Annotated in this window: 20 protein-coding genes; 14 read left to right on the top strand and 6 right to left on the bottom strand. The window is 69.0% G+C overall.

From position 1 onward, the window contains the following. Positions 1 to 8: 8 nt before the first annotated feature. Positions 9 to 1,532 carry a malate dehydrogenase (quinone) gene (mqo, locus tag BN4252_RS03810; RefSeq protein WP_066525997.1) on the top strand — a complete coding sequence of 508 codons (1,524 nt, stop codon included), beginning with the start codon at positions 9 to 11 and terminating at the stop codon, positions 1,530 to 1,532. On the opposite strand, the gene BN4252_RS03805 is transcribed toward mqo, so the two are convergent. Next, positions 1,529 to 2,758, bottom strand: coding sequence for a protein adenylyltransferase SelO family protein (locus BN4252_RS03805; protein WP_066525995.1), 1,230 nt, complete (start codon positions 2,756 to 2,758; stop codon positions 1,529 to 1,531). The genes mqo and BN4252_RS03805 overlap by 4 nt on opposite strands. Between BN4252_RS03805 and cobA the strand changes: the two genes are divergently transcribed. From cobA to BN4252_RS03780, 4 genes are all read left to right on the top strand, one after another. Next, on the top strand, positions 2,757 to 3,539 hold the full coding sequence (cobA, locus tag BN4252_RS03800; RefSeq protein ID WP_066525992.1) for a uroporphyrinogen-III C-methyltransferase: 783 nt from the start codon (positions 2,757 to 2,759) through the stop codon (positions 3,537 to 3,539). The genes BN4252_RS03805 and cobA overlap by 2 nt on opposite strands. A 152-nt stretch (positions 3,540 to 3,691) precedes the next feature. Continuing rightward, complete coding sequence (locus tag BN4252_RS03790) at positions 3,692 to 4,606, top strand: class I SAM-dependent methyltransferase (RefSeq protein ID WP_066525989.1); 915 nt, start codon at positions 3,692 to 3,694, stop codon at positions 4,604 to 4,606. A gap of 40 nt (positions 4,607 to 4,646) precedes the next feature. Continuing rightward, positions 4,647 to 4,898, top strand: a complete 252-nt coding sequence (locus BN4252_RS03785; protein ID WP_066525986.1) for a type II toxin-antitoxin system Phd/YefM family antitoxin — start codon at positions 4,647 to 4,649, stop codon at positions 4,896 to 4,898. Continuing rightward, positions 4,898 to 5,152: a Txe/YoeB family addiction module toxin gene (locus BN4252_RS03780; RefSeq protein WP_066525983.1), complete on the top strand. Its 255-nt coding sequence runs from the start codon at positions 4,898 to 4,900 to the stop codon at positions 5,150 to 5,152. Before BN4252_RS03785 ends, BN4252_RS03780 begins: the two co-directional genes overlap by 1 nt. A gap of 91 nt (positions 5,153 to 5,243) precedes the next feature. On the opposite strand, the gene BN4252_RS03775 is transcribed toward BN4252_RS03780, so the two are convergent. The 4 genes from BN4252_RS03775 to BN4252_RS03760 all read right to left on the bottom strand — a co-directional run bounded on the left by BN4252_RS03775 (position 5,244) and on the right by BN4252_RS03760 (position 8,588). Beyond that, positions 5,244 to 5,933, bottom strand: coding sequence for a thermonuclease family protein (locus BN4252_RS03775; protein ID WP_066525981.1), 690 nt, complete (start codon positions 5,931 to 5,933; stop codon positions 5,244 to 5,246). Then, complete coding sequence (locus BN4252_RS03770) at positions 5,930 to 6,661, bottom strand: DUF1648 domain-containing protein (RefSeq protein ID WP_078056751.1); 732 nt, start codon at positions 6,659 to 6,661, stop codon at positions 5,930 to 5,932. The genes BN4252_RS03775 and BN4252_RS03770 overlap by 4 nt, the downstream gene beginning before the upstream one ends. A 21-nt stretch (positions 6,662 to 6,682) precedes the next feature. Then, positions 6,683 to 7,804 (bottom strand): ATP-binding protein, encoded by a 1,122-nt coding sequence (locus BN4252_RS03765; RefSeq protein WP_066526618.1) that lies wholly within the window; start codon positions 7,802 to 7,804, stop codon positions 6,683 to 6,685. 85 nt (positions 7,805 to 7,889) lie between these two features. Continuing rightward, complete coding sequence (locus BN4252_RS03760; protein WP_066525975.1) at positions 7,890 to 8,588, bottom strand: YaaA family protein; 699 nt, start codon at positions 8,586 to 8,588, stop codon at positions 7,890 to 7,892. Between the two features lie 31 nt (positions 8,589 to 8,619). On the opposite strand from BN4252_RS03760, the gene BN4252_RS03755 reads away from it, so the two are divergent. Next, positions 8,620 to 10,419, top strand: coding sequence for a proline--tRNA ligase (locus tag BN4252_RS03755; protein WP_066525973.1), 1,800 nt, complete (start codon positions 8,620 to 8,622; stop codon positions 10,417 to 10,419). Positions 10,420 to 10,445: 26 nt separating this feature from the next. On the opposite strand, the gene BN4252_RS03750 is transcribed toward BN4252_RS03755, so the two are convergent. Continuing rightward, entirely contained in the window at positions 10,446 to 11,246 is an 801-nt protein-coding gene (locus tag BN4252_RS03750) for a hypothetical protein (RefSeq protein WP_143341161.1), read from the bottom strand. Positions 11,247 to 11,277: 31 nt separating this feature from the next. Here BN4252_RS03750 and rimP point away from each other — a divergent pair, with 31 nt between their 5' ends. The 8 genes from rimP to BN4252_RS03710 all read left to right on the top strand — a co-directional run bounded on the left by rimP (position 11,278) and on the right by BN4252_RS03710 (position 20,075). Further along, entirely contained in the window at positions 11,278 to 11,829 is a 552-nt protein-coding gene (rimP, locus tag BN4252_RS03745) for a ribosome maturation factor RimP (protein WP_066525968.1), read from the top strand. Next, positions 11,826 to 12,857, top strand: coding sequence for a transcription termination factor NusA (gene nusA, locus BN4252_RS03740; RefSeq protein WP_066525967.1), 1,032 nt, complete (start codon positions 11,826 to 11,828; stop codon positions 12,855 to 12,857). Before rimP ends, nusA begins: the two co-directional genes overlap by 4 nt. 156 nt (positions 12,858 to 13,013) lie before the next feature. Further along, positions 13,014 to 13,343, top strand: coding sequence for a YlxR family protein (locus BN4252_RS03735; protein WP_066525961.1), 330 nt, complete (start codon positions 13,014 to 13,016; stop codon positions 13,341 to 13,343). Between the two features lie 117 nt (positions 13,344 to 13,460). Then, positions 13,461 to 16,331 carry a translation initiation factor IF-2 gene (infB, locus tag BN4252_RS03730; RefSeq protein WP_066525953.1) on the top strand — a complete coding sequence of 957 codons (2,871 nt, stop codon included), beginning with the start codon at positions 13,461 to 13,463 and terminating at the stop codon, positions 16,329 to 16,331. Positions 16,332 to 16,460: 129 nt separating this feature from the next. After that, positions 16,461 to 16,898, top strand: coding sequence for a 30S ribosome-binding factor RbfA (gene rbfA / locus BN4252_RS03725; RefSeq protein ID WP_066525949.1), 438 nt, complete (start codon positions 16,461 to 16,463; stop codon positions 16,896 to 16,898). Continuing rightward, a complete protein-coding gene (locus BN4252_RS03720) occupies positions 16,888 to 17,880 on the top strand; it encodes a DHH family phosphoesterase (RefSeq protein ID WP_230208559.1) in 993 nt (330 codons plus the stop codon). Before rbfA ends, BN4252_RS03720 begins: the two co-directional genes overlap by 11 nt. 63 nt (positions 17,881 to 17,943) lie before the next feature. After that, positions 17,944 to 19,236, top strand: coding sequence for an MATE family efflux transporter (locus tag BN4252_RS03715; RefSeq protein WP_066526616.1), 1,293 nt, complete (start codon positions 17,944 to 17,946; stop codon positions 19,234 to 19,236). A gap of 41 nt (positions 19,237 to 19,277) precedes the next feature. Further along, the gene (locus tag BN4252_RS03710) at positions 19,278 to 20,075 is read left to right on the top strand and encodes a metallophosphoesterase family protein (RefSeq protein WP_066525946.1); all 798 of its coding nucleotides are present in this window, start codon (positions 19,278 to 19,280) and stop codon (positions 20,073 to 20,075) included. Position 20,076: the final 1 nt, after the last annotated feature.

Below are 20,076 nucleotides of genomic sequence, written 5' to 3'. Positions count from 1 at the left end.
ACAACGCAATGGCAAGGGATATTTACGACGACGAGGTAGACGTTCTCCTCATCGGCGCCGGGATTATGAGCGCGACGCTCGGGGCGATGCTTCACGCCCTCGAGCCCGAGTGGAGCCAGGTTGTCTACGAGCGCCTCGACGGGCCGGCGGAAGAGTCCTCGTACCCGTTCAACAACGCGGGCACCGGCCACTCGGCGCTGTGCGAGCTGAACTACACCCCGGAGAAGAACGGCCGCGTGGACGTCTCCAAGGCGATGGCCATCAACGAGAAGTTCCAACTGTCCCGCCAGTTCTGGTCCAACCAGGTGGAAAACGGCGTGCTGAAAGAGCCGCGCGCCTTTATCAACCCGGTGCCGCATGTATCCTTCGCCCAGGGCGAGGATCAGATCGGCTACCTGCGCCGCCGCTACGACGCGCTGAGCACGAACCACATGTTCCCCAACATGCAGTTCACCGATGACCGCGAGGACTTCGCCCGCATGCTGCCGCTGATGGCGCAGGGCCGCGACTTCGACGCGGAGCCGGTGGCCATCTCATGGACCGACGCGGGTACCGACATCAACTACGGCTCCCTGTCCAAGCAGTTCCTGGACTCCGCGAAGGAGCAGGGGTCCGAGATCCGCTACGGCCACGAGGTGACCAACCTCAAGCGTGACGGCAACTTCTGGAAGGTGACAGTCAAGGACCGCAAGAGCGGCGACAAGAAGGTCACCCGCGCGCGCTTCGTCTTCGTCGGCGCCGGCGGCTACGCCCTCGACCTGCTGCGCAAGGCAGGTGTACCCGAGGTGCACGGCTACGCCGGCTTCCCCATCTCCGGCGTGTGGCTGCGCACCACCAACCCGGAGCTGGTGGCCAAGCACCAGGCCAAGGTGTACGGCAAGGCCAAGGTGGGTGCCCCGCCGATGTCCGTGCCGCACCTGGACCTGCGCGTGGTGGACGGCGAGGAATCCCTCCTGTTCGGCCCCTACGGCGGCTGGAGCCCCAAGTTCATGAAGGAAGGCTCCTACCTGGATCTGTTTAAGTCGATCCGCCCGGACAACATCCCGTCCTACCTGGGTGTGGCCGCGACCAACTTCGGCCTCGTCAAGTACCTGGTGGAAGAGGTCTTCCGCGACTTCGACGGCAAGGTCGACGTGCTGCGCGAGTACTACCCAGAGGCCAACCCGCAGGACTGGTCCGAGGTTGTGGCGGGCCAGCGCGTGCAGGTGATCAAGCCGACCGCCGCGCCGCGCTTCGGCTCGCTCGAGTTCGGTACCGCGCTGGTCAACGACCAAGGCGGCACCATCGCCGGCATCCTCGGCGCCTCGCCTGGTGCGTCCATTACCCCGGCAGCCATGCTCGAGCTGCTGGAGCGCTGCTTCGGCGAGCGCATGATCGAGTGGCAGGACAAGCTGCTCGAGATGTTCCCCACCTACGGCAAGTCCCTCAAGCGCGATAAGGGCGCCTACGAGGAGCAGTGGGCCTGGACCCAAAAGACCCTGGGCCTGGACGGGGATCACCACCTCGAGACCGGGGTGAACCCGGAGCGCTAGGTTCCGCAGAACGTGATAAATGGCGCGCTCCCCTCGGGGCGCGCCATTTCCGCGTTTCCGGCCCCTGGGTTGTACGGATCGCTTACCGCGGCGAGCAGCGCGAAGTAGGGCTCGTAGTCCCCGGTGCGCTCGGCGGCGGCGATGGCTCGGTCCAGCATGTGGTTGCGCGGCACGTAGACGGGGCCCGGCCACCCCGCGATGCCGTGCTCGCGGTTGTAGGTGGTGATGTCCGCGGCCGCGGCAAGCCCGTCGGCGTTGTCGCCCACCCACGCCGCCCAGCTTGCGTCCCACCGCTGCTGGGCGGTGGCGATGATGGCCTGCGCCTCCTCCAGCTCCATGACCGGCAGCAGCGCTTCCGCCAGCCGCGCCAGGTTCCAGGTGATGATGGTGGGCTGGTTGCCAAAGCGGTAGCGGCCCTGGGCGTCAATGGAGGAGAATACGGCATCGGCGACGAAGCGCTCGGTGAAGGCGCAGGGGCCGTAATCGATGGTCTCGCCGCTGAGCGCCGTGTTGTCGGTGTTCATCACGCCGTGGACGAAGCCCAGGCGCATCCAATGGGCGACGAGATCGAGTTGCTTGGAGGTTGCGTCGTGAAGCAAAAGCCCCCCGCTGGCGAAGCCGGCGGCCTCCACCACGTCCGCGACCAGCTGCGGTGACTTGGTGGCGGCGTACTGCACCGAGCCGACGCGCAGGTGCGAGCGGGCGACGCGCACAACGATGCCGCCGGGCACGCGGCCCTGCTGGCGGATGACGCTCTCGCCCGTGTCCAGCACCGCGAGCGAACGGGTGGTGGGCACACCTACGGCGTGCATGAACTCGGAGACGAGGTACTCGCGCAGCATCGGTCCGATCGCGCCGAACCCGTCCGAGCCGGGGCGCGAGAACGGGGTGGGGCAGGAGCCCTTGAGCTGGATCTCGCGGCGGGTGCCTGCCGTATCGGTGACGTCGCCGAGCAGCAGCGCGCGGCCGTCGCCCAGGAGCGGCACGAACTGGCCGAACTGGTGGCCCGAGTACGCGGTGGCGTGGCCGCCGGACGCGCCGGAGAGCCACGCCACACCCTCGGGCGAGCGCAGCCACTGCGCGTCGAGCCCGAGCTCGGCGGCCAGCGGCTCGTTGAGCACCATAAGGCGGGCCGAGGGGAAGCTCGTGCCGGGGACCGCGGCGGCCATGTCAGGCAAGCGCTCGGCGAAGGTGTGGTTCAGGCTGGGTGCTGCGGTAGCGGACATGGCCGCCAGCCTAGACTGGGTGCCCGTGGATACGGCGAGCGCAACAAGTACCGGGCACGTGACGCTGGTGGGCGGTGGGCCCGGCGAGTGGGATCTTTTGACCATCCGGGGCTTGCGCGCGCTGCAGGCCGCGGATGTCATCCTCACCGACCACCTGGGCCCGGCCGAGCAGCTGGCTGAGTTTGTGGATGTGGGCGGCAAGGAGATCATCGACGTGGCCAAGCTGCCCTACGGCAAGCAGGTGGCGCAGGAGCGCATCAACCAGCTGCTGGTGGAGCACGCGCTGGGCGGGCGGAAGGTGGTGCGGCTCAAGGGCGGGGACCCGTACGTGTTCGGCCGCGGCTACGAGGAGCTCGCCGCCTGCGACGCCGCGGGGGTTACCTGCACGGTAGTGCCGGGGGTAACCAGCGCGATCTCCGTCCCCGCCGCCGCCGGTATCCCCGTGACCGAGCGCGGCGTGAACCACGCCTTCACCGTGGTCTCCGGCCACCTGCCGCCCGGGCACCCGAAATCCCTGGTGGATTGGGGTGCGCTCGCGCGCACCGGAGGGACCATAGTGGTGGTGATGGGGGTGCGCAACGTGCGCGCGATTGCGCAATCGCTTGTCGACGCAGGCCTTGCCGCCTCCACCCCAGCCGCCGCCGTGCAGGACGGCGAAACCGCCCGCCAGAAGGTGGTGGGAGGGACCCTGGGAAGCCTCGCCGACGACATGGAGCGCGCCGGGATCTCCAGCCCCGCCGTCTACGTGATCGGGGAGGTCGCCGCACGTGCGCGCGCTTGACCGGCCCCGCGCGCGCGGCGGTGGGGCGCCCCCGGGGCCCGCGGCCGCCCCCCGCCCGGGCCGCGGCGCCCGGGGGCGGCGGCGGGGCCCCCGCCCGCCCGCCCGCCCCCCCCCGCCCCCGCGCCCGGGGCCGGGGCGGCGCGGCGGCGCGCATGGTCCGGATCCAGGAACACCACCGGCCCACCCGCGCGGCCCTCGCCGCGGGTGGGCCGGTGGTGTTCCTGGATCCGGACTATGCGCGCAGCCGCGCTGCCGCGGCCCTGGGCGCGGAGGTGGCGGGGGACGTGCGGCTGGACGAGTACCTCGCCGCCGCCTCTGGGTCCGCGATCGCGGTCGGGGAGATGCCGAAGTCCCTGGCGCGGCTCGACTACCTGGCGCGCTCGATCGCAGGCGCCGGCTACGCCGACGTGCGGGTAGTGCTGGGCGGGAACAACAAGCACCTCTCTCGCGGGATGAACGCGGTGCTGGGGGAGTCCTTCGAGGACGTCGCGGCCTCTCTCGGCCGGGGCAAGTTCCGCTGCCTCGTTGCCTCCGGCCCGCGCGAGGTTTCCTACGAGCCGGCGCAGGGGGACGGCCTAGTGGGAGTCGGCGGGGTGTTCTCCGGGGCAAAGCCGGACCGTGGGGGCGAGCTGCTGCGCTCGTGCCTGCCGCCCGCGCCCGAGCTGGGCAGGTTCCTAGACCTGGGGTGCGGCAACGGTTCCGTCTCCCGTGGTTTGGTGGCCGGCGGCGCGGCCTTGGTTGCCGCCACCGACTCGGACGCGGACGCCGTGCTGTCCGCCCGCGCAATCGGGCTGGACGCGACGTGGGACGACGCCGGCTCGCATTTGCCTGACGCTTCCTTCGACACCATTGCACTCAACCCGCCGTTCCATGACGGCACGGCGGTTGACGCCACGCTCGTGCAGCACCTGCTGGACGCCTCGGCTCGGTTGCTTGCGCCGGGCGGGGAACTGTACTTGGTGCACAACTCTCACCTGCGTTACCGCGGTGAGGTGGAACGCCGATTCAGCTCTGTGCAGCAGGTGGAGCGAGACAAGACTTTTACGGTGCTCCGGGCGCGCTTGTAAATGTGGTACCGTTTTCCGGTACGAGATTAAGGAGGGTTGCATGTCGATTAGCGCATCAGAAGCCCGTCGAACCCTGTATCCGCTGATTGAGCGCGTGAACAATGACCGTGACGCTGTTGAAATCGTGTCACGCAACGGGAATGCCGTACTTATGGCTGCGGAAGACTACGAGGCATGGGTAGAGACCGCGTATCTGTTTCAATCGCGCGAAAACGCCCGTCGGCTCACCCGATCCTACGGCGATGCCCTGGATGGGAAAGTCGTTGAGCATGACATCGATTTGGATGCCTAATGCGTCTGGTTTGGACCGCCGATGCTTGGGGCGACTACTTGTATTGGCAGACCAACGACAAAAAGGTGCTGAAGCGCGTGAATCAGCTTCTCCGCGAAACGTTGCGAGACCCCTTCGATGGAATCGGCAAACCTGAGGCGTTGAAGTATGGCGCTGAGGGGGCATGGTCCCGAAGAATCACCCAGGAACATCGCCTTGTTTACATGGTTTCTGGCGAGGACCTCGTGGTTCTACAAGCTCGCTACCACTACTAAGCCACTCCCAGCCCAGCAGCCTGGGCAGCGCATGCGGTACCGGGGAGCACTTCGATGTGGTACGCGTTGCCCAGAATCTCTCTCGCGTGGCTCACAGGGTATTGATGAAGCGCAGCGCCTGCTCGCGGTATGTGAAGTTCGGGGCGCGCTCCACGGATTCCCGCATCACGTCCAGGTAAAAGGGATCCCGGTCCGCCTCGTAGCGGTCGAGCGCGGTGCGGGAAACGCGGGTAGGCATCAAGCACGACGCGGGCACCGAGTGGATGCCCAGCACCGCCGCTTCCGCCCGAGCCTCGGCCGCGCGCATCTGCTGCGAGAAGGCGGTGTTGGGCTGGTACTCCACGGCCCGGGCGAAGCCGTCGGCGACCATCGCCTCGTTGATGAAGGTGCCATTTTGCTTCACGACCCCCGCCAGGTCCCGCCCGTACCTATCCGCACGCTCCACGTCGTACACCAAGGTGACGTCCTCGCCGGGAGAGAGGAGGCCGGCGAGGTGGCTGGTTGCCTCTGCGTACAGGCACTCTCCTTGTTCTGGGGTGTCGATGTTGAGCAGTCGGACTTTCACCTCGCCGTCGTGTTCGCGCAGGGTTACGGCGATGGTGTCGCCGTCAATGATCCTCGCCACGGTGGCGGTTACACTGCCGGCGCTTTCAAGCGCTGGCTCTGCGGCGTCACCGTCGCGCTCCTGCCACGTGGTGATCCCGAGCGAGATGCCAGCGATACCTATGACGGCAACCAGGATCGCAGCTGCGAGGCGGAGCGAGCCGGCCAGGCGGGTCATAGGAACACCACGAGGGCAACGGTGGCGGCGAGAGAGCCTACGATCGCGCACATGATGTTCCGGAGCGTCCGCTTGCCGGCGGGGTGGGCCGAATTTATCTGCACCTTGCCCGGCTCAGCGGGCAGTACCGCCACCGCCATCGGGTCTCGCTCCTCCGAGTAGACGCCCATGCCGGCCTTGTTCTTGAGCCGCTCCACGCGAACCTGCTCCTCCGCGTCCGGCGGCAGCGTATCCCAGCTGGTTTTGGCCCGTTTGGAGATGCGGATCGAAGCAACGACGCTCAACGCAAGGTACGCCGCGAACGCCACCACCCACACGGCGATAGGCACTTGGTGGGACAGCGCCAGAGTGAGCTGCGTTGCCACCAGCAACACAGTGGTGGCAACGAGCAGATGCCCCATAAACCGAATGGTCATGCTGATGAGTAGCTCCGCACGCGCCGCGGCAGTGTTGGAGTAGGGCAGCGCGTCCGGCTCGGCGACCTCCCTGCGGGCGCTAACCAGGCTCAAGCGGGGCGTGCACAACGCCATGACCGCGCAGACCACCACGCCAACCCAGATGGCCCCGCCGACGCTCAGCCAGGTCTTCGGGGCCCAGTTATCCACCTTCCCGCCGGGGCCGACGTGGACGGGCATCGGGTCGGGGATAGAGCCCCACCTCAGCCCGAGGTACGCGAGGGCCGCGAAGTAGATCCCGGCTGATACGGCTATGGCGCGGCGCATACTCATGGTTGCCGATGGTAACGCCCGCTACTGCACGCGCTTCGGCCGCCGCTGCTCGCGGAGGTACGCACCCAGGTACGGCTGCGCGAACTCCACTCGCCCCCAGCCTGCGGGGGTGATGAGATCCCGGTCAATGAGCTTTTGGCGCAAATCGCTCAGCGACGTGGTGGAGGTGCCCATGAGCTCGGCAACGTGCGCTACAGAAACCTCAGGTCGGGCGTCCTCCGCCTCGATCGCGGCCATCGTCTGCAAGAATTCCAGCTGCCTCGGCGGGACATCCCGCAGCGCAGGTTGGTGCACTTGGAGCCCAAGGCGTTCAAGTGCTTCCGGCGCAGCACGGTTGAGTACGTCTGCGTCGATGGACCCCTTTGAGTCGCGTGCCGCCTGCTCCCACGAGAGGAAGCCCAGCAGCTGGACAAGGTAGGGGTAGCCCATGCTGAGCTCCGCAGCCCCGGAGGCGGCGCCGAAGGATATCCCGCTTCCGAGAGCGGTTTCCTCGAATGCCCGCCGGGCATCATCAACGGTCAACGGTCCCAGCTCGTAGTGGCGGGCCCGCCGCAGGAACGTGGCCCCCGGGAGGTTGAGCAATTGGTTGATGCCCCGAGTAAGACCCGCCATGGCAACCGCCACAGGCAGGTCGTCGCGAACCAGATCCTGGTAAGCAATCGCGATCTGCGTGAGGTCGTGCGGATCCACGTCCTGCACCTCGTCGATCGTGATGAGCACCCCGGTCTCCCGGAGAAGCCCGGTCAAGGTGCGCAGCCGGGAAACCAGGCGCTCGGCAGGCTCGGTTTCGGTGACTTGCGTGCTCACCGAGCCAATTCCGGCCACGGAGAACCCGGTAAGCTGACGCTTCGGTGCCTCCTCCAAGCGGGAGATGGCCTCCGGGATAATGGATTGCACGAGAACCTGCTGGATGTTTTCTCGGCCAGATGCCCTCAGGACCACCCAGCCATGCTTGACCGCAATATCCTCTAGCTCGGTGAGCAGCACCGTTTTGCCGATGCCGCGGGAACCCGAGATGAGCAGCGAACGGTCTGGGTTCCCCGGGCCGCCCTCGAGAGCCCGGGCGAAGTCGGTGAGCACCGCGTCGCGCCCGGCCCACACGCGCGGGCTGGCGCCAAAGGTGGGGCGGAAGGGGTTCAGCATGCACCCCACTCTACGCCGCCGATAAACCGATAAACCGATAAATTCCCTTCGCCCGATAAACCGATAAACCGATAAACCGAGAAATTCAGACCAGCAGGGTGAGCTGCTGCCCGTCGACGCGCACCCGGAACCCCTCGCGGGTAGCCACGTCCGCCACATCCGCGGCCGATGCGGCGCCGCCCGCCTCGGGCGAGAGCGCGAGCGCCCGGGCGAGCTCGCCCTTGTACTGCTTGTTGAAGTGACTCACCACCCTGCCGGTGTCCGCCTGCTCCACCCGCACGGTCACCGCGCCTGGGGCGGGGCCGAGCTGCTGGTAGGCGCCCGAGCGCAGGTCCACCACAAAGCCCTGGCCGGCCAGTACGCCGCTGATGCGGGAGCCCCACCAGGCCCGCATGGTCTTCCCGCCCACCTTGGCGCCGGCGGAGAGGCGGTAGCGGGGCACGGGATCGTCGGCAAGCACTAGCCCAAAGAGCGCGGAACCGACGGCGATCCTCGCGCGGGCGGCGGCGGGCAGGGGGGGGGCATCGAGGGCGTCGTAGAGCACGCCGGTGTAGCGCTCCACCGCGGGCATCACCGGCGCGGCGCGCAGCCCCAGGTTCTCCTCGGCCTCGGCCCGCTTGCCGGCGGGGATCTTCGCCTCGCGCATGAGGGTCTCCGTGTCCGCGGCCGCCAGAGCGTCCATGAGCGCAGAACGCACCGGGTCGAGCAACGGAAACGACAGCGCCATCGGCGCGTCGGCGCCGCCGGGGGCCTTGGTTTCTGAGGGCGGGAGCACGATCAACATGCGCCTCACGCTAGCGGTAAAGTGACCAACCATGATTACACGCCTGTCCGAGCTGTTCCTGCGCACGCTGCGCGAAGATCCCGCCGACGCCGAAGTGCCCAGCCACAAGCTGCTGGTGCGCGCAGGCTACGTGCGCCGCGCCGCGCCGGGAGTGTACTCCTGGCTGCCGCTCGGGCTTCGCACTCTGCGCAAGATCGAGGGCGTGGTGCGCGAGGAGATGGACGCGATGGGCGCCCAGGAGCTGCTCTTCCCGGCGCTGCTGCCGCGCGAGCCGTACGAGGCCACCAACCGCTGGACCGAGTACGGCGACGACCTGTTCCGCCTCAAGGACCGCAAGGGCGCGGACATGCTGCTCGGGCCCACGCACGAGGAGATGTTCACCGCGCAGGTGAAGGACCTCTACAGCTCGTACAAGGACTTCCCGGTCACGCTGTACCAGATCCAAACCAAGTACCGCGACGAGGCCCGGCCGCGCGCCGGCATCCTGCGCGGCCGCGAGTTTGTGATGAAGGACAGCTACTCCTTCGACATGACGGACGAGGGGCTGGCTGAGTCCTACGCCAAGCACCGCGCCACCTACCAGCGCATCTTCGACCGCGTGGGCCTGCGCTACGAAATCTGCAAGGCCACCTCCGGCGCGATGGGAGGCTCGGCGTCCGAGGAGTTCCTGGCCTACTCCGACAACGGCGAGGACACCTTCGTCGTCTCCACCGCGGGTGATTTCGCCGCCAACGTCGAGGCCGTGACCACGGTTGCTCCGCCCGCGCGCGACATCGAGGGGCTGCCCGAGGCCGTCGAGCACGACACGCCGGCGTCCGAGACCATCGCGGCGCTGGTCGAGTGGGCTCAGGGGCAGGGCTTGCTTGTCGACGGTCACGAGGCGCAAGCGTCCGACACCCTGAAGTGCATGGTGGTCAAGGTCGACGACCCGCGCCAGGTGGACGAGGACGGCAACGCCGTGGGCCCGCAGCTGACCGGCATCCTGATCCCGGGAGACCGCGAACTGGACGAGAAGCGCCTCGAGGCTTCGCTGGAGCCCGCCACCTTCGAGCTGGCCACCGAGGAGGACTTTGCCAAGGCCCCGTTCCTGGTCAAGGGCTACGTCGGCCCGCGCGCGCTCGCCGCGAACGGTGTGCGCGTGCTGGCGGACCCGCGCGTGGTGGAGGGCTCGAGCTGGATCACGGGCGCAGACGCCCCGCAGCGCCACGTGGTGGGCCTGGTCGCCGGCCGCGACTTCACCGTGGACGGGTTCATCGAGGCCGCGGAGATCAAGGAGGGCGACCCCTCTCCCTCCGGCAACGGCACTGTGAAGCTCGCCCGCGGCATCGAGCTGGGCCACATTTTCCAGCTGGGCCGCAAGTACACCGAGGCGATGGACGTGCAGATCCTGGACGAGAACGGCAAGCGCGCCGTGCCCACCATGGGCTCCTACGGCATCGGCATCTCCCGCATGATGGCGGTTGTGGCCGAGCAGCGCCACGACGACAAGGGCCTCGTGTGGCCGGTCGCCATCGCGCCGTACCAGGTGCACGTGGCGGTGGCGAACAAGGATGCCGCAGCACTTGAGGCCGGCGAGCGCCTCGTGGGCGAGGTCGACGCCGCGGGCCTCGAGGTGCTTTTCGACGACCGCCCGAAGGTGTCCCCGGGCGTGAAGTTCAAGGACGCCGAGCTCCTCGGCATGCCTTTTGTGGTCATCTTGGGCCGCTCGTTCGCGGACGGCAACGTGGAGCTGCGCATCCGCGGCGGCGAGACCCTCGAGGTGCCGGCGGACCGCGTGGTGGACCAGGTGCTCGAACTGGTGCGCAAGGAGACCGCGCCGCTGGCCGGCTAGGCAGGACCGTCGTCTGGGCCCGCCGGTTAGGCCCGCTGGGCCTGCGCCGCGAGCAGGATTGCGGCGCGGCGCCATGCGTCGCCGTGGTCCGCGGCGTGCGCCCGGGCGGCGCTGAAGCGGAGGCCGTCGACCACCTCGCGCTGCAGGCGCTCCACCAGCTCGGTGGCCTCGGCGGTGGTCGCGGGCGGCCGGCCGTCGGCGACCTGGTACCCGGCGGCGGGCACCGGCACCTGCGCGCCGAGTCCGCTTTCCAGCAGCGCCGCCCGCTCCTGCGAGGCGGACGCGAGCGCGTGGATGCGCCCGCGCAGCGCGCTGTCCGCGAACGCCTCCGCCAGCCCTAGCCCGTACGCCAGGGCGTATTCGCGCTCGAGGGCGGCCTTGGCGGGCTCGAGGTCTGCGTCGACAAGCGAAAGCCCCTCCGGCGCGAGCTCGACGGGGCGAACCGCCGCGGCGTCGATCGCCTGGGCGACAACGAGGTCGGCGGACTCCTCCGGCACGCGCGGGGCGGTGGCTACGGTGGCGTCGACGAGCTGGGCGAGCGGCTCCGCCGTCAGGTCCGCGGTGTCGAGCTCGAACGCGCAGGTGTGGGGGACCTCTCCGTCCGGCTCGGTACCGCACAGGCGCAGCGTTTCCCCGCGCAACTGGACCGCCTGCACGGCGCGCAGCTCCCGCAGGTCAGCGTCACCCGAGAGCGCATCCGCCTCGGCCTGGTTGGCCAGGCCCACGAGCTCCTTGTTCGGGCGCGGGCCGACCACATCCATGACGCTGCACCCCGTGAGGGCAACCGCGGTTGGCAGGGCCACGAGGGCGGGGAGCAGCTTCTTCACGCGCAAAACGCTACACGATAGGCTCTAGCGCATGGCATTTCCTTCAACCGAAGAACTCCGCGGCCGCATCGAGCCCGTCGCGGCGGCGCACGGCATGGATGTTGAGGACGTCCGCACCACCAAAGCCGGCGCAAAGTCCCAGGTCATCGTCGCGCTGGACTCCGACTCGCGCCCCACCCTCGACGAGCTCGAGGTGGTCAGCCAGGAGCTCAGTGCGCTTTTCGACGCCGCCGAGGACGCCGGTGAACTCAACTTCGGAGCGGGTTACACCCTGGAGGTGACTACCCCGGGAGTGGACCTGCCGCTGACCGCCCCGCGTCACTGGCGGCGGAGCCGCGGCCGCCTCATCTCGGCGGGGGACAAGGCGTACCGCGTTGGCGCGCTCGACGACGCGGAAGCCCACGTGGTGCTGGTGGAGGCCGGCGCCAAGACCCCGAAGGTGCGCGTGCGGCCGGTTTCGGAAATGTCCGGGGCGGTGGTAGAAGTGGAGTTCAACCAGCCCCCCAAAGCCGAGGTGGAGCTGGCGGAACTGACGTTTGAGGAGGCCTCGGCTCTCGAGGCCGGTGAGAGGGACAACAAGTGAATATTGACATGAACGCGCTGCGCGCCATTGAGAAGAACCAGGGCATACCTATGCGCGAGCTGCTCGAAACGATCGCGAGCGCGCTGCTGTGGGCCTACCGGGACTACCGCGAGGTGCCGTTGGAGGAGGGCTCGAGGGCGCGCGTGGACATCGACACCGAGACTGGCGATGTGTCCGTGGTGGTAGCCGAGCTGGGCGAGGACGGCGAGGTGGTCTCCGAGTACGAGGACACCCCGGTGAACTTCTCCCGCATCGGCGCGGTGGCGGTGCGCGACGCCATTAAGAAGCAGCTGCGCAGCGCCGAGGCCGGCCGCGTGTACACCGAGTACTCCGGGCTGGAGGGCCAAGTGGTCTCCGGCGTGGTGCAGCGCGACGCCACCAAGGAAGCGCGCGGCATCACCGTGGTGGAGCTCGGCACCGAGGCCGACCCCCAGGACGGCATCCTGCTGCCCGCCGAGAAGATCCCCGGCGAGACCCTGGTGCACGGCGACCGCGTCAAGGCGTACGTGGTGGGCGTGAACAAGGGCGAGCGCGATGTGAGCGTGCTGCTGTCGCGCACCCACCCGGAGCTCGTGCGCGGGCTGTTCGCCCTCGAGGTTCCCGAGGTCGCGGATGGCTCCGTGGAGATCATCGCTATCGCGCGCGAGGCCGGCCACCGCTCCAAGATTGCCGTGCGGGCGACCGTGAAGGGCGTCAACGCCAAGGGTGCCTGCATCGGCCCCCGCGGCGCGCGCGTGACCAACATTATGCAGCAGCTGGGCGGCGAGAAGATCGACATCATCGACTACTCCGATGACCCTGCGACCTACGTGGGCAACGCCCTGGCTCCGTCCAAGGTGATCAAGGTTGAGGTGACTGACCCGCAGCTGCAGACCGCGCGGGTGACGGTGCCGGATTACCAGCTCTCCCTGGCCATTGGTAAAGAAGGCCAGAACGCGCGCTTGGCCGCCCGCCTCACCGGCTGGAAGATCGATATCCACTCCGACGTGGACGCGGCCGCCGAGGCGGAGCGCGCAGCTCAGCAGTAAGCTGGCACGCCGCGCGGTTAGGTTACCGGCCGCGGGGCTCCCCGCGAGCGAACTACAGTTTCGCCGCGCTTTGGCGTAGTCTGGTTGACGGCTTAAAACCGAATCAGACAGCGTGGGCGTTCCAGGCCCGCCAGTGGCGAGTGCGGAAAGGCGCGGATGGATACTGCAGGTGCGTACGAGCAGCGCACAAACACCATCCGGATCCGCACCTGCATCGCCACCCGCGAGCGGATGGCGGATACCCATCTACTGCGGGTGGTGGAAGATCCGGATGTGCCGGGCAGGGTCGTGGCGGATCCCGCTCGGCGCCTGCCGGGTCGCGGCGCCTGGATTATTCCTACGCTGGATGCGTTAGAGCTGGCGGAACAACGCCGGGCCTTCGCCCGCGCGCTCCGTCTGTCCACCCCGGTGGACGTGAGTCATGTACATACGTACCTCGCGCAGGTAGCGCACGACCCACATAAAGATAGGAAGACCGAACACTGATGGTTACGCAACGATGAAGCAGCATCAGCGATGAAAGTCACTGACCAAGCCTAGGGTCACGTACCTTCCCGGTAACGGGAATCGGCACGTGCTCCTAGCAAAACCACAAGGAGACACGTGCCCGGAAAGCTACGCGTACACGAACTGGCAAAACAGCTCGGCGTAACAAGTAAGGAACTACTCGCCACTCTGAAGGACCAGGGCGAGTTTGTGAAGACCGCCTCGTCCACCATCGAACCGCCGGTGGTGAAGAAGATGCGGGCCTTCTACGAGGCCCAGGGCGGCGCGGCGACCAGCGGCTCGGAAGCGAAGGGCGCCGCCAAGCCTTCCGCAGCCAAGCCAGCCGCACCCAAGCCCGGCGCCCCGAAGCCGGGGGCAGCCAAGCCGGCCTCCCCGAAGCCTGCGGCCGCGAATCCCGCGGCTCAGGGAACCCCGAAGCCGGGGGCAGCCAAGCCGGCCTCCCCGAAGCCCGCCGCGGCAAAGCCCGCAGCGCCGCAGGCGCCAAAGCCGGCCGCCGCAAAGCCGGCAGCGCAGCAGGCGCCGAAGCCGGGGGCAGCCAAGCCGGCCACACCGAAGCCCGCCGCGGCAAAGCCCGCAGCGCAACAGGCGCCGAAGCCGGGCGCCGCCAAGCCGGCGGACGGTGCTCCGACCCCGGGCGCAATGCCGCGCCCGATGCCCAAGCCGGGCGGTCGCCCGCGCGTGGCAAACAACCCCTTCTCCTCGAACACCGGCGGCCAGCGCCCGGCACCGCGCCCGGGTGGAACCCGCGGCGCGCAGCAGGGCGGCCGCGGTCGCGGCCCCGGCCAGGGCGGTCCGCGCCCCGGCGGCCAGCAGGGTGCCGGACAGGGACGCCCGGCTCCCCGTCCGGGCGGTAACCGCCCGTCGCCGGCCGATATGGCTGCCCACCCTTCGCCGACACAGATGCCCTCCAAGTCCGGCAACACCGGACGCGGCGGCGGCCGTGGCGGCCCGGGCGGCAACGGCCGTGGGGGCCGTGGTGGGCCGGGCGGCCCCGGTGGCGCTGGCTTCGGCGGCCCGCGCGGTGGTCGCGGCGGCCGCCGCGGCGGCACCGCCGGTGCGTTCGGGCGCCCGGGCGGCGCGCCCGGCCGCGGACGCAAGTCCAAGCGCCAGAAGCGCCACGAGTACGAGGAGATGCACGCACCGAACGTCATCGGTGGCGTGCGCCTGCCGGACGGCGGCGGCGAGACCGTGCGCCTGCGCCAGGGCGCTACGCTGACTGACCTGGCGGAGAAGATCGGTACCGAGGCATCGAACCTGGTGCAGGCGCTGTTCAATCTGGGCGAGATGGTCACCGCCACGCAGTCCGTCTCGGAGGAGACGTTGCAGCTGCTGGGCGCGGAGATCAACTACGAGGTTGAGATCGTCTCCCCGGAGGACGAGGACCGCGAGCTGCTCGAATCCTTCGACCTGCAGTTCGGCGAGGACATCGGCGGCGAGGACGCGCTCGAGCAGCGCCCGCCGGTGGTCTCGGTCATGGGCCACGTCGACCACGGTAAGACCCGCCTTCTGGACTCGATCCGCAACGCCAACGTGGGTAAGGGCGAGGCCGGCGGCATCACCCAGGGCATCGGTGCGTACCAAACCACCGTGACGCTCGAGGACGAGCCGCGCACGATCACCTTCCTGGATACCCCGGGCCACGAGGCGTTCACCGCCATGCGTGCCCGCGGTGCTAAGTCCACGGACCTGGCCATCCTGGTGGTGGCTGCGGACGACGGCGTGATGCCGCAGACCGTCGAGGCGATCAACCACGCCAAGGCGGCGGACCTGCCGATTGTGGTTGCGGTGAACAAGATCGATAAGCCGGAGGCGCAGCCGGACAAGATCCGCGGCCAGCTCACCGAGTACGGCCTCGTGCCGGAGGAGTACGGCGGCGACACCATGTTCATCGACATCTCCGCGAAGCAGGGCACCGGCATCGACGACCTGCTCGAGGCCGTGCTGCTCACCGCGGACGCGGCGCTGGAGCTGACGGCGAACCCGGACATGGACGCCCAGGGCGTGGCCATCGAATCCCACCTGGACCGCGGCCGCGGCCCGGTGTCCACCGTGATCGTGCAGCGCGGCACGCTGCGCGTCGGCGACTCCATCGTTGTCGGCGGCAACTTCGGCCGCGTGCGCCGCATGGTGGACGAGTGGGGCAACGACGTTGAGGAGGCCGGCCCGTCCCGCCCGGTGCAGGTACAGGGCCTCAACGGCGTCCCCGGCCCGGGCGACAACCTGCTCGTGGTGGAGGACGACCGCGTGGCGCGCCAGATCGCGGCGCAGCGTGACGCCCGCCACCGCGCCGCGATGCAGGCCCGCACGAAGAAGCGCGTGTCCCTGGAGAACCTGGATCAGGCGCTCAAGGAGACGTCGACGCTCAACCTCATCCTCAAGGGCGACAACGCCGGTTCGGTGGAAGCCCTGGAGGAGGCACTGCTCAAGATCGAGATCGACGACGAGGTGGAGGTCAACATCATCGACCGCGGCGTCGGTGCCGTCACGCAGACCAACGTGCTGCTGGCGGCCGCCTCGGACGCGGTCATCGTGGCCTTCAACGTCCGTGCGGACGGCAAGGCCACCGAGGAGGCCAACGCCGAGGGCGTGGAGATCCGCTACTACTCGGTGATCTACCAGGCCATCGAGGACGTGGAGAACGCGCTCAAGGGCATGCTCAAGCCGGTGTACGAGGAGCGCGAGATCGGTGCCGCGGAGATCCGCCAGATCTTCAAGGCGTCCGCTGTCGGCCTCATCGCCGGTTGCATGGTCACCGAGGGCAAGGTGCGCCGCGGCGCGAAGGTCCGCCTGGTGCGCGACGGCAACGTCATTACCCCGGACGCGACGATCGACTCGCTGCGCCGCGAGAAGGACGATGCCACCGAGGTGGCCAAGGGTTACGAGTGCGGCATGGTGCTGTCCTACCCGGACATCCAGGTCGACGACGTGATCCAGGCCTACGAGATGGTCGAGGTGCCCCGCACCTAGGCCGTGCCCAGCCTCCCGCACCCCGCGCCGGCCTCGGCGTGGGGTGTGGGGCATTACGATGCTTTTCGACGGTCCCCCTACGAGTGAGGGGCCACACCCCAACCACCCGAGCAACCAGAAGGAGACGACATGGCCGACAACCCGCGCGCCCAGCGCCTGGCCAAGCAGATCCAGCAGATCGTGGCTACCGCGATCGAGCGCGAGGTCAAGGATCCCCGCCTGGAGCTGGTCACGGTGACCGACGTCCGCGTCACCGGCGACCTGCACGACGCGAAGGTGTACTACACCGTCCGCGGCCGCACCATCGACGAGGAGCCGAACCTCGACGCCGCGGCGGAGGCCCTCCACCGCGCCCGCGGGCAGATTCGCAAGATCGTGGGCGACCAGCTCAACGTGCGCTTCACGCCAACGATCGCGTTCGAGCACGACACGGTGCCCGAGACCTCCGCCAGCATGGAGGAGCTGCTCAACCGGGCGCGCGCCCGCGACGAGGAGACCGCCCGCCTGCGCGCCAACGCGAAGCCGGCGGGAGACTCCAACCCGTACAAGACCTCGGGTGAAGGGTAAGCGCCGCGGGATGGAGGGGCTGTTTGGTGCGGATGGCGGCTGCTTCGCGGGCGTCGCAAAGCAATTGCTCGATGCGAAGCGGGTCGCGGTGGTCGCGCACGTGAAACCGGACGCGGACGCCGTTGGCTCCGCTTGCGGTCTCGCGGCTGGGCTGCGCTCGCTCGGGATTGAGACGAGCGTGCACATCGGCCAGACCTACCCGCACCCCGCGAACCTGGCCACCGTGCCGGGCGTGGACGAGATCACCTACGGCTCGGCGTTGCCGGCGGACGGGCTCATTGTGACGGTGGACTGCGCCTCGCTCGACCGCACCGGGCTCTTGCAGGAGCAGATCGCCGCTGAGCGCGAGCGGGTGATTGTGATCGACCACCACGAGACAAACCCCGGGTTCGGCGCCACCAACCTGATCGTGGAGGCGGAGTCCACCACCACGATCGTGCGTGAGCTGTTTAACCACCTCGGCGTGGAGATGGACGAGGCGATGGCGTACTGCCTGTACGCCGGCCTGGTCACCGACACCGGCAACTTCCGCTGGGGCAGCCCGCGCATGCACACCCTCGCGGCCGAGCTGCTCACCTACGGGCTGGACCCGCGCCAGATCGCGCTGGACCTGATGGACTCCATGAGCGCGATCGATCTGCAAATCATGGGTTCGGTGCTGGCGGGCCTGCAGGAGTTCCGTGAGAAGGGCTTGACCGTCAGCGTGATCACCGTGCCGGCGGAGGCGCTGGCGCGGATGAGCCAGACCACGGTGGAAGCCATCATCGACTACGCGCGTGCTCTGCAGGGCTCCGACGTGGGCGTGGTATTCAAGCAGCAGGCGCCGCGGTATTGGGCGGTGTCGCTGCGCTCCACGGTCATCGACGTGTCCCTGGTGGCGGCCGCGCTCGGCGGCGGCGGCCACGTGCCGGCCGCCGGCTACTCGGCGTATGGCAGCGAGGACGCCGTGATCCGCGAGCTGCTCGCCGCGCTGCCGGGGTAAATGGCGGTGGCGCACAATTTCAAACGCGCGGGAGGCGGCGCGGGCGCGGGAGAAGCGGCGGCGGTGAGTGCGCGCACGATCTTGCTGCTCGCGCTCCCCGCGCTCGGCGTACTCGCGGCGAATCCGCTCTACCTTTTGCTGGACACCGCGGTAGTGGGCAGGCTCGGGACGTTCGAGCTGGCCGCGCTGGCTGCCGGAACCGCCATCCAGTCCACCGTGACTACCCAGTTAACCTTCCTCTCCTACGGCACTACGGCGCGCGCGTCCAGGCTGTTTGGGGCTGGCAGGCGAGGCGACGCGGTGGCGGAAGGCGTACAGGCCACGTGGGTGGCGCTCGGGGTCGGTGCGCTGCTCGCCGCGGTGGTGTGGGCGTTCGCCCAGCCGATCGCGCTGTGGCTCACCGGTGACGCCGCGACCAGCGCGGAGGCGGCGCGCTGGATGCGCGTGGCCGCCTTTGCCATCCCGCTCACCCTGGTCATCATGGCCGGCAACGGGTGGATGCGCGGCGTGCAGAACACGCGCCTGCCGCTGCGCCTCACCCTCGCCGGCCTCGTGCCCGGCGCGCTGCTGCTGCCGGTGCTGGTGGGCAGGCTCGGCTTGGTGGGCTCGGCTGTGGCCAACGTGATCGGGATGGGCATCACGGCCACCCTGTTCGCGGCGGCGCTGGTGCGGGAGCACGCGGGCTCCTGGCGCGGGTGGGCACCTGACTGGGCGGTGATCCGCAGCCAGCTGGTGCTGGGGCGCGACCTCATCCTGCGGTCCCTGTCCTTCCAGGTTTCGCTTCTCGCGGCGGCCGCGGTGGCGGGTCGTTTCGGGGCGGCGGCGCTCGCCGCGCACCAGATCCTGCTGCAGCTGTGGAACTTCCTCACCCTGGTGCTGGACTCGCTGGCCATCGCCGCGCAGACCCTCACGGGCGCCGCGCTCGGCACCGGGGAGATCGAGCGGGCGAAATCCGTGGGCCGCGCCGTGGTGCGCTACTCGGTGGCCTTCTCCGTGGTGCTCGCGGTGGTGTTCGCGCTGCTCGGGCGCCCCATCCAGTCCCTGTTCACCCGGGACGGGGAGGTGTTCGACGCGCTTGCGGTGCCGTGGTGGCTCATGATCACCATGATTGTCACCGGGTCAGTGGTGTTCGCGCTCGACGGCGTGCTCCTCGGAGCGGGCGACGCGGCGTTCCTGCGCAACCTCACCATCGGCGCGGCGCTCGGCGGCTTTCTGCCGCTGACGCTCCTGTCCGTGCAGTTCGGCTGGGGGTTGGCCGGTATCTGGTGCGGCCAGCTGGCCATGGTGTGCATCCGCCTCATCGGCGTCACCGCCCGGTTCCGGTCCATGCGGTGGGCGCGCACCGGCCAGGGCTGAGCGGTACTGGCCGCGCACCGGCCGTGTGCTAGGAATGACGCATGACCACACTCTGGGCGGTGAGCGACCTGCACGCCGCGGTGAAGGCGAACACCGCGCAGATTGACGCTATCCGGCCCACCGACCCGTCGGATTGGTTGATCGTGGCCGGCGACGTGGCCGAGCGCCACGACCTGATCGTGCGGGTGATGGCCAAGCTGAGCGAGCGCTTCGACACCGTGATCTGGGTGCCGGGCAACCACGAGCTGTTCTCCCGCTCCGCGGACCGGCACCGGGGCCGCGAGAAGTACACGGCCCTGGTGCAGTCGATGCGCGAGATGGGTGTGCTCACCCCGGAGGACCCGTATCCGGTGTTCAACGGCGTGACGCTCGCGCCGCTGTTTACGCTCTACGACTACTCCTTCCGCGGCCCAAACCTGACCGTGGAGGAGGCGCTGGAGGCGGCCAAGCGCAACAACGTGGTGATGACGGACGAGGTAGCGATCGCGCCCTTCGTGGACATCCGCGCCTGGTGCTGGGACCGGCTCGCGTACACCACCAAGCGGTTGTCGCGCATCGACGGCCCGACGATCCTGATCAACCACTGGCCCCTGGTGCAGGAGCCGACGATGCGGATGCGCTGGTCGGATGTGGCGCTGTGGTGCGGCACCCGCCACACGCGCAGCTGGCCGCGGCGGTACAACGCGCAGGCGGTGATCTACGGGCATTTGCACATGCCGGGGATTATGCAAGTGGACGGTATCAAGCACATCGAGGTCTCCCTGGGATCCCCGCGCGAGTGGCAGGGGCGCAACTACCCGCCGCTGCCCTTCCCGTACCCGGTCATGGAGGTGGCGTAGG

Origin of the sequence: Corynebacterium bouchesdurhonense, from assembly GCF_900078305.2 — a bacterium.
In the GTDB taxonomy this organism is placed as follows: domain Bacteria; phylum Actinomycetota; class Actinomycetes; order Mycobacteriales; family Mycobacteriaceae; genus Corynebacterium; species Corynebacterium bouchesdurhonense.
This window is presented reverse-complemented; position numbering and strand designations above follow the sequence as displayed.

Coding starts and splice junctions, on each gene's coding strand:
- BN4252_RS03770 (WP_078056751.1), bottom strand. CDS start 6,661: ATGAGTATGCGCCGCGCCATAGCCGTATCAGCCGGGATCTACTTCGCG.
- BN4252_RS03790 (WP_066525989.1), top strand. CDS start 3,692: ATGGTCCGGATCCAGGAACACCACCGGCCCACCCGCGCGGCCCTCGCC.
- cobA (WP_066525992.1), top strand. CDS start 2,757: ATGGCCGCCAGCCTAGACTGGGTGCCCGTGGATACGGCGAGCGCAACA.
- BN4252_RS03780 (WP_066525983.1), top strand. CDS start 4,898: ATGCGTCTGGTTTGGACCGCCGATGCTTGGGGCGACTACTTGTATTGG.
- mqo (WP_066525997.1), top strand. CDS start 9: ATGGCAAGGGATATTTACGACGACGAGGTAGACGTTCTCCTCATCGGC.
- BN4252_RS03765 (WP_066526618.1), bottom strand. CDS start 7,804: ATGCTGAACCCCTTCCGCCCCACCTTTGGCGCCAGCCCGCGCGTGTGG.
- BN4252_RS03785 (WP_066525986.1), top strand. CDS start 4,647: ATGTCGATTAGCGCATCAGAAGCCCGTCGAACCCTGTATCCGCTGATT.
- rbfA (WP_066525949.1), top strand. CDS start 16,461: ATGGCCGACAACCCGCGCGCCCAGCGCCTGGCCAAGCAGATCCAGCAG.
- rimP (WP_066525968.1), top strand. CDS start 11,278: ATGGCATTTCCTTCAACCGAAGAACTCCGCGGCCGCATCGAGCCCGTC.
- BN4252_RS03805 (WP_066525995.1), bottom strand. CDS start 2,758: ATGTCCGCTACCGCAGCACCCAGCCTGAACCACACCTTCGCCGAGCGC.
- BN4252_RS03760 (WP_066525975.1), bottom strand. CDS start 8,588: ATGTTGATCGTGCTCCCGCCCTCAGAAACCAAGGCCCCCGGCGGCGCC.
- BN4252_RS03775 (WP_066525981.1), bottom strand. CDS start 5,933: ATGACCCGCCTGGCCGGCTCGCTCCGCCTCGCAGCTGCGATCCTGGTT.
- BN4252_RS03710 (WP_066525946.1), top strand. CDS start 19,278: ATGACCACACTCTGGGCGGTGAGCGACCTGCACGCCGCGGTGAAGGCG.
- BN4252_RS03735 (WP_066525961.1), top strand. CDS start 13,014: ATGGATACTGCAGGTGCGTACGAGCAGCGCACAAACACCATCCGGATC.
- BN4252_RS03755 (WP_066525973.1), top strand. CDS start 8,620: ATGATTACACGCCTGTCCGAGCTGTTCCTGCGCACGCTGCGCGAAGAT.